Origin of the sequence: Collimonas sp. OK607, from assembly GCF_900111995.1 — a bacterium.
Lineage (GTDB): Bacteria > Pseudomonadota > Gammaproteobacteria > Burkholderiales > Burkholderiaceae_D > Collimonas.
This window is the reverse complement of record NZ_FOKF01000025.1, coordinates 30,576-44,301: the sequence shown is the minus strand read 5'-3', so window position 1 is coordinate 44,301 and position 13,726 is coordinate 30,576. Positions and strand designations below refer to the sequence as shown.

Here is a 13,726-nt window from a genome sequence, read left to right as displayed (position 1 = left end):
ACTTCATTATTTATGGTCCATACAAGTTCCACGCAAGCGCTGCCAGCCAGCCCGACGGTGCCACGGCACGTTGCCATTATCATGGACGGCAACGGCCGCTGGGCGACCAGTCGCTTCTTGCCGCGTGTTGCCGGTCACGGCAAGGGCGTCGAGGCAGTGCGCGCGGTGGTCGAAGCTTGTGCCGTGCGCGGCGTCGAATACCTGACGCTGTTCGCTTTCAGTTCTGAAAACTGGCGCCGGCCCGCCGATGAAGTGTCGTTGCTGATGCGTTTGTTCATGGTGGCGCTGGAGCGCGAAGTCGGCAAGATGCACGCCAATAGCATACGCCTGAAAGTAGTCGGCGATTTAAGCCGTTTCGATGCCAAGCTGCAGGCAATGATTGACAACGCCGAACGCAAAACCGCTGGTAACACTGCAATGACTGTCACCGTCTGCGCGAACTACGGCGGCCGTTGGGATGTAATGCAGGCAGTGCAAAAAATGCTGGCTGCCCGTCGTGCAGCAGGCACTACGGCCAATGTCGAACAAGATCCCGATGTGTTTTCCGAAGAGGAACTGGCGCAGCACCTCGCCATGGCCTATGCACCGGAGCCGGATCTGTTTATCCGTACCGGCGGCGAGCAGCGTATTTCCAATTTCCTGCTATGGCAACTGGCGTACAGCGAGCTGTATTTTACCGATACCTATTGGCCGGATTTCGGCGCTGACGAACTGGATAAGGCAATTGCCTCTTATCAGCAACGGGAGCGTCGTTTCGGGCGCACCAGTGCGCAACTGCTGGAACAGGCTTCCTGATGCTCAGGACGCGTGTCATCACGGCCTTACTCTTGTTGGCAGTCTTGCTGCCGATTTTATACTTCAATTATTTCCCGGGATTCGCCGTCGTCTCGACGCTTTTTTTTGCAGCGGCGATCTGGGAAAGCGCCAGGATCTTCGGCGCTTCCGCTAAAGCCGCTCTCGCCTGGGGACTGGCTGGACTGGCCTTGTTCGCGGCTATCATGGCCTACGGCAGCGGCCCCAATATTCGTTTATTGTTTGTACTGTGCGTGGCAATCTGGTGTTTGCGTTTTGTGCCGTCACTAGGCTTGGGCCTGCCGCCTCTGGCCAGTCTTGGCAACCGCCTGGTTGCCGGCAGTTACGCCATCGCGATTTTTGGCTGTTTTCTGGCGATTGTGGTGTTGTTTCATCACTCTCCCATGTATTTGTTGTCGGTCCTGGTGATTGTCTGGGTGGCTGATATCGGTGCCTATTTTTCCGGTAAGGCCTTCGGCCGTCATAAGCTGGCGCCGTCTATTTCTCCCGGCAAGTCCTGGGAAGGGGCACTTGGCGGCTGGATACTGGTATTGCTCATGGCGTTCGGATTCAGCCTGGCGCCTGCGCTGGCGGAGACTTTCCCGATGCGTTTGCTGGCAGCCTGGGGCTGGGCCGGATTGCTGGCGGCGATGACCGTGCTGGTGGCTGCCAGTGTGGCCGGCGATCTGTTCGAATCGATGCTGAAGCGGCGGGCCGGCATCAAGGACAGCAGCAATCTGTTGCCTGGCCACGGCGGCGTGCTGGATCGCGTCGATGCGCTGATCCCGGTGCTGCCGCTGGCCGCGTTATTGAGTTTTTGGTTTTAGGTCAGTATGCAAAATATTACTATTCTCGGCTCCACCGGTTCGATCGGCATGTCGACGCTGGATGTGCTAGCGCGCCATCCTGAACGTTATTCGGTGTATGCCCTGACTGCACACACACGCGTTGAGCAACTGGCGGAGCAATGCCTGCAGTTCAAACCACAGGTGGCCGTGGTCGGCAGCGCCGCGGCGGCCCAGCAACTGAGCGCCTTGCTGCGCGCAAAAGCGCCCGCGATCGAAGTGCTGTATGGCGACGCTGCGCTGTGCCAGGTTGCCAGTGCCGAGGCTTGTCATTCCGTGATGGCCGCCATTGTAGGCGCTGCGGGCCTGGCGCCGACGTTGGCTGCCGCCAGGACCGGGAAAAAAATCCTGTTGGCAAACAAGGAAGCGCTGGTCATGTCCGGCCAGCTGTTCATCGATGCGGTGACACAGAGCGGCGCCATGTTGTTGCCTATCGATAGCGAGCACAATGCGATTTTCCAATGTCTGCCGCATGGCTATCAACGCCAGCCGGCCGCGCTCGGCGTCGAGAAAATCCTGCTGACTGCATCTGGCGGCCCGTTTCTGAACAGGGCAGTGGAAACGCTGGAATCAGTCACGCCGGCAGAAGCGATTGCCCATCCGAACTGGGTCATGGGGCGCAAGATTTCAGTCGATTCGGCCACCATGATGAATAAAGGCCTGGAAGTAATCGAGGCGCATTGGTTGTTCGGCGCCACTGCCAGTCAGATCGAGGTAGTGATCCACCCGCAAAGCGTGATTCACTCCATGGTGTCTTATGTCGACGGCTCGGTCCTGGCGCAATTGGGTAATCCCGACATGCGCACGCCGATTGCCCATGCGCTGGCCTATCCGGAGCGGATGGCGTCCGGCGTCAGTCCGCTCGATCTGACTGTGATCGGACAGTTACAATTTTCCCGTCCCGACTTGCAGCGTTTTCCTTGCCTGAAACTCGCGTATGATGCATTGCAAGCCGGCGGTTCTGCCGCAACTATATTGAACGCGGCGAATGAAATAGCTGTCCAAGCTTTTCTGGATGGAAAAATCGGCTTCCGCATGATCGATCAACTGATAGCGCGCACCATGGATACGGTGCCGCTGTGTACTGTAAGCGATATTGATTTATTGCTTGAGCAGGATCGTCTTGCACGCCAGACGGTACACTCCCTGATTTCCTGATTACAGAGTAACTCTTAGTAACTAATGGCCTTCCTGCAAACAATCCTCGCATTTGTCGTCGCACTTGGCTCTCTGGTCATCATCCATGAGCTGGGCCATTACTGGATCGCGCGTTTGTGCGGGGTCAAGGTGCTGCGTTTTTCGGTGGGCATGGGGAAGATCGTTTTCTCGCGTCGATTCGGTCCGGATCAAACCGAGTGGGCCGTTTCCATCCTGCCTCTGGGTGGTTATGTGAAGATGCTCGACGCGCGTGAGCAAGACGTAACCGGTTTATCGCCGCAGGAACTGAAGCGCGAATTCACCAATCAGTCGGTATGGCGGCGCATGGCGATCGTGGCGGCCGGACCTTTGGCCAACTTTGTCCTTGCCATTTTGTTATTTACTGGCTTGTACATGTATGGCGAGATGGAGCCGACGCCAAGAGTACGCGCCGTTGCGGAGCAGACCGCGGCCTACCAGGCCGGTTTGCGTGGCGGCGAATTGATTACCGCCGTGAACGGCGAAGCGATCCAGACCTGGTCCGATCTGCGCTGGAAGGTACTGCAGGGAGTGATCGACAAGACGCCGGTCAAGCTTGACGTCCGCAGGACAAATCCTGGTCCGACAGGCGGCAGTTTACCGGGCGGCGAACCGCTTGACACGGTCAGTTTGCCGATAGAAGCCCTGGCGGCGAAAGACCTCGAAGGCGATTTTCTCGGCAAGCTAGGCATCAAGCTGGCGCGCGCCAAGCCGATTTTGGGCAAAATCGTGCCGGATGGTCCTGCCATGCAGGCCGGTTTGCATGAAGGCGATCTGATCACCAGCGTCAATGGCGAGCCGGTTGCCGACGGTGTCGCCTTCATCGATAAGGTGAAGGCATCGCCGGGCAAAGCACTGAGCCTGACAGGTATAAGGAACGGCAATAGCTTCACGCTGAGCGTGACGCCGCAAGCGCAAGCAGGTAAAGATGGACAAATCGGCCTGATCAAGGTGGAGATGCCCATGATGCCGGAAATGATCCTGTCCAGCAGCCCGCCGCTACAAGCACTTGTCAAGGGAGCAACGAAGACCTGGGATAGCAGTATCTTGACCCTCAAGATGCTGGGTAAAATGGTGATTGGTGAGGTTTCCTGGAAAAATATCACCGGTCCTATTACTATCGCCGACTATGCAGGCCAGACTGCGCGTATCGGTGCATTCAGCTATCTGAGTTTTATCGCCTTCATCAGCATCAGTCTTGGCGTCATGAATTTGCTGCCCATTCCGGTTCTAGACGGTGGCCATTTGCTGTATTATTCGCTGGAAGTTTTGACTGGACGTCCCATTCCCGAGCGAGTTGGTGCAATTGCACAGCGCGCGGGCATCGGTATTTTGATGACGTTGATGATAGTCGCCATGTTTAACGACATCGTTCGGCTCATATTTTAAGTTCCGCTCTCTTGTCTGACAATCGTGGCAGACAAGGACATTGATAAAAAACGATCGCTAATGAAATTACATTCTGAGCACTTCCCTTTGTCGATTCTTCCCCGTCGTTTGATTGCTGCTGCAGCCTTTGCCGTGTGTTCCGGCCAGGCGCTCGCGGTGCAACCGTTTGTGGTCAAGGATATCCGCATTGAAGGTATTCAACGTACCGAGGCAGGCACTGTTTTCAGCTACCTGCCGGTGCGCGTCGGTGAAACCTTCACCGACGAAAAAGGTACCGCGGCGATCAAGGCGCTGTACGCAACCGGTTTCTTCAAGGATGTCCGGGTCGAGTCTGAAGGCGATGTGCTGGTGGTCATGGTGGAAGAGCGGCCGTCGATTGCGGCCGTCGAGTTTTCCGGCATCAAGGAATTCGATAAAGATCAATTGACCAAGGCCCTGAAAGAAATCGGCGTTGGCGAATCGCGTATTTTCGACAAGGCGCAAGTTGATCGCGCTGAGCAGGAATTGAAGAAACAATATCTGTCACGCGGCCTGTATGGCATGAAAGTGACTACTACCGTCACGCCTATCGAGCGTAACCGGGTCAATGTGACGTTTGCGGTGGATGAAGGCGAAGTATCGCGCATCAAGGAAATCCGTTTCGTCGGCAATAAGGCATTCTCCGATAGCACTCTGCGCGACCAGATTAAATTGCGTTCGCCGGGCTGGTTTACCTGGTACACCAAGGCTGACCAGTACGCGAAAGAAAAACTCTCGGGCGATATCGAAACCCTGCGTTCGTATTACCTGAATCGCGGTTATATCGAGATGCAGGTGGAGTCGACTCAGGTCTCGATTACGCCGGACAAGAAAGATATCTACATCACCGTCAATATCAATGAAGGTGAGAAGTACACAGTTTCCGACATCAAGCTGGAAGGCGAGATGTTTGGCCGTGAGGATGAACTCCGGTCGCTGCTGACCCTGAAAAAGGGCGACGTATTCAACGGCGAAAAACTCAACAACAGCACCAAGAAGATGTCGGAGCGCCTGGGTAACTTCGGTTACGCATTTGCCAACGTCAACGCCAATCCGGAATTGAACCGCGAAAAGAAAGAAGTGGCGTTTACCATTCTGGTCGACCCCGGCAAGCGCGTGTACGTGCGCCATGTCAACGTTGCGGGCAATACCAAGACACGTGACGAAGTGGTGCGCCGCGAATTCCGTCAGTTCGAAGATTCCTGGTACGACGGTTCGAAGATCAAGCTTTCGCGTGACCGGGTTGACCGCCTTGGCTACTTCAAGGACGTGAAGATTGAAACACCGGAAGTGGCAAACACTTCCGACCAGGTTGATATCAACATGGAAGTCACCGAAAAACCGACCGGTAATATCCAGGTCGGCGCCGGCTTTTCGCAGACCGACAAGCTGAGCTTGTCCGGTTCGATCCAGCAACAGAATGCTTTCGGCAGCGGTAACACCATTGGTCTCGATATCAATACCAGCAGTTACTCGCGGGTGATTGCGCTGTCGCAAACCAATCCGTACTTTACCGACGACGGCATCAGCCGTACCTACGATGTCTACTACCGTACCGTGCGGCCGTCGCAGTACACCACCGGTGACTACAAAGTGCGGACCATCGGCAGCGATATCAAGTTCGGTGTGCCATTCTCGGAACTGGACACGGTATTCTTCGGCGTCGGTGTGGAAAACACCAACGTTCAGGCCGACTCGACCAGCCCGCTGCTCTATCAGCAATATGTCACCGACTTCGGTAACGGACAACTGATCAACAGCGGCCTGGGTTATAACGTGCTCGCAAATCCTGCAAGCGCAACCACCAACAGTTTCCCGCTGACGGCAGCCTGGCAGCGCGATAGCCGCGACAGTGCACTGGTGCCGACAACAGGACGTTACCAGCGCGCCACTCTCGAAGTTTCCGCAGTCGGTACCTTGCGCTATTACCGTGCAAGTTATCAGCATCAGTACTTCAAGCCGCTGTTCAGCAATGCTGTGACATTGGCCATGAACGGCGAAATCGATTATGGCCGCGGCATGGGCGGCAAGCCTTATCCTGTGTTCAAGAACTACTATGCCGGCGGTATCGGCACTGTGCGCGGATTTGAAGGCTCGACACTGGGCGTCGGCACTAACGTCGACCAGTACGGCGATTCGATGGGCGGTGCTTCGCGGGTATTCGGTAATCTGGAAACGCAATTCCCGTTCCCTGGTTCAGGCACCGACCGTAGCCTGCGCTGGTTTACCTTCCTCGATGCCGGCCAGGTGTATGCCGACAAGGCGCCGATGCAGTTGAGCGAGTTGCGTTATTCTACTGGTATCGGTTTGAGCTGGGTGTCGCCTATCGGTCCTTTGAAGATCAGTTACGGCAAGGCTTTGAACGCGAAACCGACCGACAAGCTGCAGTCGTTCCAATTCCAGTTAGGCACGGGCTTTTAATTCGTCGGGATGCTGCACAATTGCAGATCCCGGCAAGCGTGGCATAATGCACAAGTTGCATCATTTGAATTGCGGAGAATAGTGTTGAAATCTCTAATAAAATCCTTTACGTTTTTGCCATCAGCCGGTTTGATGGCGGTGTGCTTATTGTCGGCGCTGCCGGCGCACGCGGATGAAGGTTCGAAAATCGCCTTCGTCAGCAGCGAGCGTATTTTGCGCGAGGCGATTCCAGCCAAGACTGCACAAACCAAGATCGAAGCCGAGTTTTCCAAGCGCGATAAAGATCTGCAAGACCAGGCTACCCGTTTGAAATCCATGGCAGACAAGCTGGACAAGGATTCAGCCGTGATTTCGGAATCCGAACGGATCAAGCGTCAACGCGAGTTGAGCGATCTGGACAAGGATTTTCAGCGCAAGCAACGTGAATTCCGCGAAGATCTGAACCAGCGCCGCAACGAAGAGCTGGCGATCGTCCTGGAGCGTTCGACCAAGGCGATCAAGCAGATTGCTGAAGCCGAGAAGTACGATATGGTGTTTCAGGAAGGCGGCGTGTATGTGAGCCCGCGTATCGATATCACCGATAAAGTATTGAAAATCCTCAATAAGTAAAACCATTCTGAATTCAGTTCGTTAGGGCCACTATATGACCATTCGGCTAAAAGAACTGGTCGAAAGCTTGGGTGGCCAATTGATCGGTGATGCGGATACCCAGGTATCCGGCATCGCGCCACTGAGCGACGCCAGCGCATCACAGATTACCTTCCTGTCCAATCCCAAGTTTCGCCCTCAGGCGTCGCAAACGCAGGCGGCAGCTATCATTTTGTCTGCCGCGGATGATGCAGTGGTCGGCGCCGATTTTCACGGCGTACGTATTGTTGCAGCCAATCCCTATGCCTATTTTGCCCGGGCGGCGCAATTCTTTGCCGCAAACAATGCGATTCCTGTCGTTCCTGGCATTCATCCCGCAGCCAATGTCGATCCTGCCGCCCACATTGCGGCGACCGCCTATATCGGCGCGAATGCGGTTATCGGTGCTGGCGCTTCGATCGGCGAGCACGTCCGGATCGGCGCCGGGTGTGTGATCGGGCGGGATGTCAGCATTGGCGCAGAAAGTTGTCTTTATCCCAATGTCACCATTTATGACGCTTGTCAGATTGGCCGGCGCGCCATCATCCATTCCGGCGTAGTGATCGGCGCCGATGGTTTCGGTTTTGCCAATGACGGCGGAACCTGGGTCAAAATTCCTCAGACCGGCCGGGTACTGATCGGCGACGACGTTGAAATCGGCGCCAATACCACCATCGACCGTGGGGCTTTGGCCGATACCGTGATTGAAGAGGGCGTCAAGCTGGACAATCAGATCCAGATTGCCCACAACTGCCATATCGGCGCGCATACTGCGATTGCGGCGTGCGCCGGCATTGCAGGTAGCGCCAGGATCGGCAAATATTGCTCGATAGGCGGGGCTGCCATGATCCATGGCCACATTACCATCGTCGATCATGTGCATGTGTCAGCAGGTACGCTGGCGTTGCGCTCGATCTCCGAGCCGGGCCAATATACCGGCTTTTATCCGATTGCCAAACATGGCGATTGGGAAAAATCTGCCGCTTTGGTACGCAATCTGAATACAATGCGTGAGAAAATCCGGTCTCTGGAAAAATCCGTCAAACAATTGTCGCAACAGTCTACCCAAGAAGATAATGAATAGTCCAAACCAAACGCTAGATATCAATCAGATCAAAACCTACCTGCCGCATCGTTATCCGCTGTTGCTGGTTGATCGCGTATTGAATTGGGAAAGTGGCAAGTCGATCACCGCGATCAAGAATGTCACTATCAACGAAGAATTTTTCAACGGCCATTTCCCCAACAAGCCGGTAATGCCAGGCGTCCTGACCATCGAGGCGTTGGCGCAAACCGCCGCTTTGCTGTCGTTCCTGACCGAAGGCCGCAAGCCGGATGAAAATACCGTGGTGTATTTCCTTGGCATCGATAAAGCTCGTTTCCGCCGTCCGGTTGAACCTGGCGACCAGATCAAGCTGCAGGTCGAGATCGTGCGCGTAGTGCGCGGCATCTGGAAATACAAGGCAGTCGCCAGCGTCGACGGCGAAATGGCCGTGGAAGCCGAATTCATGTGCACCATGCGTAGTGCTGTCAGCCCTGGCGCAGCACCGTCTGTCGTGGATGCCACCCCGTCAGAGTGATCCGATGACGCGCATTCACCCTACCGCAGTCATCGATCCTAAGGCAGCCCTCGATAGTACCGTGGAAGTCGGCGCCTATGCGGTGATCGGCCCGCACGTCGCCATCGGCGCCGGCAGCAAGATCGGTCCGCACGCCGTGATCGAAGGCCACACCACGATCGGCCGCGACAATGCGATTTTCCAGTTCGGTTCGATTGGCGCTGCGCCGCAAGACAAGAAATATGCGGGCGAACCAACCCGGCTGGAGATTGGCGACCGCAACACCATCCGCGAGTTTGTCACTCTCAATCTTGGCACCGTGCAGGATGGCGGCGTCACCCGTATCGGCGACGATAATTGGGTGATGGCCTACGTCCACGTGGCGCACGATTGTCAAATTGGCAGCAACACCACCATCGCCAACAACGCAACGCTGGCCGGACATGTACATATTGGCGATTGGGTGCTGCTCGGCGGCTTTACCACCGTGCACCAGTTTTGCCGTATCGGCGCCCATGCGATGACAGCATTCACAGCTGCGGTCAGCCAGGATGTGCCACCGTTCGTGACTGCCGCCGGCAATCGTGCCGAACCGGCAGGGATCAATAGCGAAGGCCTGCGGCGTCGTGGTTTCAGCAGCGAACAGATCATGACGATCAAGCGCGCTTACCGGATCATTTATCGTTCCGGCCTGGCGCTGGAAGATGCCATGGCCGCGTTGGCGCAGGAAGAACTGAAAGTGCCTGACTCCGCTGCCTATCTGAAGTTGATGCGCGATTTCGTCGCGACCTCTTCGCGTGGCATCATCCGCTAACGTGGCTAACGTAGCAGCCGTGGCGGACAACAATTCCAATATAGCAATCGCAATGGTCGCCGGAGAAAGCTCCGGCGACCTGCTTGCCAGCCGCCTGTTATCCGGCCTGCGGCCGCACCTGCCTGATGCGCCCATGTACGGCATCGGCGGCGCCAAGATGGCTGAGTATGGTTTTGTCAGCGGCTGGCCGATGGAAAAACTGTCGGTCCACGGTTTCTTCGAAGCGCTAGCCAATTATCGCGAGATCAAAGGCATCCAGATTGCACTGCGCGATCGGCTGCTGGCTGAAAAACCGAGCGTGTTTATCGGTGTCGATGCTCCTGATTTCAATTTCGGCCTGGAAGCGCAGTTGCGCGAGGCCGGCATTCCGACCGTGCATTTTATCGGTCCTTCAATCTGGGCCTGGCGCGGCGGCCGTATCAAGAAGATCAAACGGGCGGCATCGCATATGCTGGTCATCTTCCCGTTTGAAGAAGAAATCTATCGCAAAGCCGGGATTCCGGTAACTTACGTCGGCCATCCGCTGGCGCAAGTGATCCCGATGGTGCCGGATGTGGCTGCGGCGCGTAGCGCGCTTGGATTGCCTGCGACCGGCAGGGTGGTGGCGATCTTGCCCGGCAGCCGCATGGGCGAACTGAAGCACAACACGATCGCCTTTGTACAAGCCGCAAAGATACTGGCGCAGCGCGATCCCGGCATGCGCTTCGTGGCCCCGATGGCGGGAGAGAAACAGCGCAAATTCTTTAGCGAATTGGTGGCCGAGGCCGGTTTGCAGGATCTGCCGATCCAGCTGCTGGACGGCCAGTCGCATACTGCAATGGCGGCCGCCGACGGGGTGCTGGTTGCCTCCGGAACCGCATCGCTGGAAGTCGCGTTGTACAAGAAGCCGATGGTGATCGCCTACAAGATGATGCGCGCCAGCTGGGAAATCATGCGCCACATGAGTTACCAGCCGTGGATCGGCTTGCCGAATATCCTGGCGCGTGAATTCCTGGTGCCTGAGCTTCTGCAGCACAATGCAACGCCGCAGGCGCTGGCGGATGCGCTCTGGACGCAACTGGAAGATCCGGCTCGCCAGGCCATGCTGCGGCAACGCTTTACCGACATGCACCACACTCTGCTGCGCGATACCGCCGGCGAAAGTGCGCAGGCGGTATTGCAAGTTATCGAACAACATCGACACTGATTTTTAGTTGATTGTCCGCTGATTTTGCTTCATTTTTTGCTCCATTTTTTTAGCAGCCGTGACCATGTCCGATTCCAATTTTTCTCTTTTTAACTACGACGGCGAAATTATCTGTGGCGTCGATGAAGCCGGCCGTGGTCCGTTGGCCGGCCCGGTGTTTGCGGCGGCCGTGATACTCGATCCGGAAAAACCGATCAGCGGCTTGCGCGACTCCAAGAAACTGACTGCTGAACGGCGCGAAGCGCTGGCTGAGCAAATTAAAGCCAACGCGCTGGCGTGGGCCATCGCCGAATGCTCCGAAGCCGAAATCGACACCTTGAATATTTTGCAGGCAACCATGCTGGCAATGCGGCGTGCGGTGGAAGGGTTGCCCATGGCGCCGACGCTGGCACTGATTGACGGCAACCGTTGTCCGCAACTCAGCATCCGTTCCGAAGCGATCATCAAGGGCGACGACAAGGTGCAAGCCATTTCGGCGGCGTCGATTCTGGCCAAGACGGCGCGTGACGCCGCGCTACAAGTATTGCACGCAGAATATCCGCATTACGCATTCGATCAGCACAAAGGCTATCCGACCGCATTGCACATGGAGCGCCTGCGCCTGCATGGCGTGTCGCCGGTGCATCGCAAATCTTATGCACCGGTGCGGGCTTTGCTGGCAGCGAATACCGACGGAGCAATAAAATGAAAAGCATCACCTCGTCAGCCAATCCTTTATACAAGGAATTGAAGCATCTTGCGACCAACGCCCATGCGCGACGCAAGGCGGGCCGCACCTTGCTGGACGGGATTCACCTGACCGAATCGTATTTGCAGCATGGCGGCAAGCCGGTATTGTGCGTCGCCAGCGAAACTGCGCTGACCCATGCCGAGGCTGCCGTAGTGATCCGCCAATGCCAGGCCGACGCAGTGCAATGCATCGTGCTGCCGGATGGCCAATATCACGCGCTGAGCCAGGTTGAGCATGGTGTCGGTCTGATGTTCGTGATTGAAACACCGAAAACGGCCGCGCCGTCAGTGTTGACGCAATCCGCCGTGCTGCTCGATAACTTGCAGGATCCAGGCAATCTCGGCTCGATCTTGCGCAGCGCCGCCGCTGCCGGCATCAAGCAGATATATTGTTCGGAAGGTAGCGCATCAGCGTGGTCGCCCAAAGTCCTGCGGGCAGGGATGGGCGCCCATTTCATACTGGACATTTTCGAAGGCGTCGATCTGGCCGCGTTGATGGCGACGACACAGATACCGGTGCTTGCCACCAGCTCGTATGCAACGCAAAGCATCTATCAGGCTGATTTGAGCGGACCGCTGGCGTGGCTGTTCGGCCATGAAGGCCAGGGCGTCGCGGAAGACTTGCTACGGCTGGCCAGCCAGCAAGTCGTGATTCCGCATCGCGGACAAATGGAATCATTGAATGCTGCCGCCGCTGCGGCAGTATGTATTTTTGAGCAGCTGCGCCAGTCGCAAGCCAAATGACAATGGTTTTTTACGATCTACGCGACGAGAGCACGAACTAACTGGGGTCAGAGTGAACTTTCGGTATGCTATACCGCCGAAACTTCACTCTGACCCCACTTAGTGGGCCACGGAGCGAGAGCAGTAAAACAAAAAAGAACCAAACCTGCGATAAGTGAACTACCTTTCTCCGTAGCCGTGATGTGGGGTCCGAGTCAAGTTTCGCGATAAACCCTGCGAAAGTTGACTCCGACCCCAGATCACCAGGTCGTCGATTCGCAACTGAATGACGATTCCTTCTGCCTAGAAAGTCCGTATCTCCGGCTTGATATCCTGCAAAATCGTCGCCGCGATTTCCTCAATCGACTTGGTAGTAGACGACATCCAGCGAATCCCTTCGCGCCGCATGATCTTTTCCGCTTCATTCACCTCATAACGACAATTTGCCAGCGCCGCATATTTGCTGCCCGGCCGACGCTCATTGCGGATTTCCGACAAACGGTCGGCCGCAATCGTCAGCCCGAAAATCTTTTGCTTGAACGGCAACAGGCCGCTAGGCAATTTGTCGCGCTCGAAATCTTCCGGAATCAATGGATAGTTGGCCGCTTTGACGCCGAACTGCATCGCCAGGTAAAGACTGGTAGGGGTTTTGCCCGAACGCGATACGCCAACCAGGATGACGTCGGCATCGGCCAGGTTCTTGTGCGACTGGCCATCATCATGCGCCAGTGAAAAGTTGATCGCTTCGATCCGGTTCTTATATTCGTCGGTGTTGGCAGTGTTATGGCTGCGGCCGATAGTGTGGGTGGATTTGACCCCCAGTTCATTTTCCAGCGGTTCGACAAACGTCTGGATCAAATCCATGTGCATCGCCTTGGCGTGCTGGATGACTTTTGACAAGTCGGCTTTAACCAGTGTCGAAAAAACAATTGGCAATTTGCCGTCTGCTGCAAAAGCTTCGTTGATCTTGCGGGTTGCGTCGTATGCCTTGTCCAGGGTATCGACAAAGGGCAGGCGTACTTGTTTGAAACGCAACTCGAACTGCGTCAACACCGAGTGGCCGAAAGTCTCGGCGGTTATGCCGGTGCCGTCGGAAACAAAGAATACCGTGCGATTGGCAGGGACCAGTTGAACAGGAGCAGCATCTAGCATGGTATTGTCAAAAAATTAAATAAATTAAAATAAAAAAGCGAAACAAGGTGGCGTACCAAGGCCGGGCACCAAGGTGGAATACAAGAACCACGCGGGCGGCCACACCGATGCCCATGGCGGCGCAGAAACTTTTAACAGAGTGCCGACTGTAGCAAAGTGTATCGCTTGCTGCCCGCTTGTTTTCGAATGTGCCTTTTGCCGCTAAATTGGCATAAAATGGCTGCCAACTGAATATTTAAAGCTACCTGACGAAGAATAACAAAAAGCAAAGGGCGGCGAAGGCAATTGTGAAGAT

13 protein-coding genes are annotated in these 13,726 nt (G+C 55.8%); 12 read left to right on the top strand and 1 reads right to left on the bottom strand.

The features are described 5' to 3' along the window. The first annotated feature begins 12 nt into the window (after nt 1-12). The 12 genes from uppS to BM029_RS16820 all read left to right on the top strand — a co-directional run bounded on the left by uppS (nt 13) and on the right by BM029_RS16820 (nt 12,300). Nucleotides 13-795 carry a polyprenyl diphosphate synthase gene (uppS, locus tag BM029_RS16875; RefSeq protein ID WP_092437954.1) on the top strand — a complete coding sequence of 261 codons (783 nt, stop codon included), beginning with the start codon at nt 13-15 and terminating at the stop codon, nt 793-795. Next, on the top strand, nt 795-1,619 hold the full coding sequence (locus tag BM029_RS16870) for a phosphatidate cytidylyltransferase (protein ID WP_092437952.1): 825 nt from the start codon (nt 795-797) through the stop codon (nt 1,617-1,619). The genes uppS and BM029_RS16870 overlap by 1 nt, the downstream gene beginning before the upstream one ends. A gap of 6 nt (nt 1,620-1,625) precedes the next feature. Further along, complete coding sequence (gene ispC / locus BM029_RS16865) at nt 1,626-2,795, top strand: 1-deoxy-D-xylulose-5-phosphate reductoisomerase (protein WP_092437950.1); 1,170 nt, start codon at nt 1,626-1,628, stop codon at nt 2,793-2,795. 24 nt (nt 2,796-2,819) lie between these two features. Beyond that, nucleotides 2,820-4,202 (top strand): RIP metalloprotease RseP, encoded by a 1,383-nt coding sequence (gene rseP, locus BM029_RS16860; RefSeq protein ID WP_092437948.1) that lies wholly within the window; start codon nt 2,820-2,822, stop codon nt 4,200-4,202. 60 nt (nt 4,203-4,262) lie between these two features. After that, complete coding sequence (gene bamA / locus BM029_RS16855) at nt 4,263-6,641, top strand: outer membrane protein assembly factor BamA (RefSeq protein WP_092437946.1); 2,379 nt, start codon at nt 4,263-4,265, stop codon at nt 6,639-6,641. 132 nt (nt 6,642-6,773) lie between these two features. After that, entirely contained in the window at nt 6,774-7,250 is a 477-nt protein-coding gene (locus BM029_RS16850) for an OmpH/Skp family outer membrane protein (protein ID WP_244545101.1), read from the top strand. Between the two features lie 34 nt (nt 7,251-7,284). Beyond that, a complete protein-coding gene (gene lpxD, locus BM029_RS16845; RefSeq protein WP_092437944.1) occupies nt 7,285-8,352 on the top strand; it encodes a UDP-3-O-(3-hydroxymyristoyl)glucosamine N-acyltransferase in 1,068 nt (355 codons plus the stop codon). Continuing rightward, nucleotides 8,345-8,848: a 3-hydroxyacyl-ACP dehydratase FabZ gene (gene fabZ / locus BM029_RS16840; RefSeq protein ID WP_092416876.1), complete on the top strand. Its 504-nt coding sequence runs from the start codon at nt 8,345-8,347 to the stop codon at nt 8,846-8,848. Before lpxD ends, fabZ begins: the two co-directional genes overlap by 8 nt. A 4-nt stretch (nt 8,849-8,852) precedes the next feature. Then, nucleotides 8,853-9,641, top strand: coding sequence for an acyl-ACP--UDP-N-acetylglucosamine O-acyltransferase (gene lpxA, locus BM029_RS16835; RefSeq protein ID WP_092437942.1), 789 nt, complete (start codon nt 8,853-8,855; stop codon nt 9,639-9,641). Between the two features lie 19 nt (nt 9,642-9,660). Further along, a complete protein-coding gene (gene lpxB / locus BM029_RS16830; protein ID WP_256381613.1) occupies nt 9,661-10,827 on the top strand; it encodes a lipid-A-disaccharide synthase in 1,167 nt (388 codons plus the stop codon). Between the two features lie 64 nt (nt 10,828-10,891). Continuing rightward, a complete protein-coding gene (gene rnhB, locus BM029_RS16825) occupies nt 10,892-11,515 on the top strand; it encodes a ribonuclease HII (protein WP_092437938.1) in 624 nt (207 codons plus the stop codon). Beyond that, nucleotides 11,512-12,300 (top strand): TrmH family RNA methyltransferase, encoded by a 789-nt coding sequence (locus BM029_RS16820; RefSeq protein WP_092437936.1) that lies wholly within the window; start codon nt 11,512-11,514, stop codon nt 12,298-12,300. The genes rnhB and BM029_RS16820 overlap by 4 nt, the downstream gene beginning before the upstream one ends. Before the next feature lie 282 nt (nt 12,301-12,582). Here the strand turns inward: BM029_RS16820 and BM029_RS16815 are convergent, their stop codons facing one another. Then, a complete protein-coding gene (locus BM029_RS16815) occupies nt 12,583-13,431 on the bottom strand; it encodes a posphoenolpyruvate synthetase regulatory kinase/phosphorylase PpsR (protein ID WP_092437935.1) in 849 nt (282 codons plus the stop codon). Nucleotides 13,432-13,726: the final 295 nt, after the last annotated feature.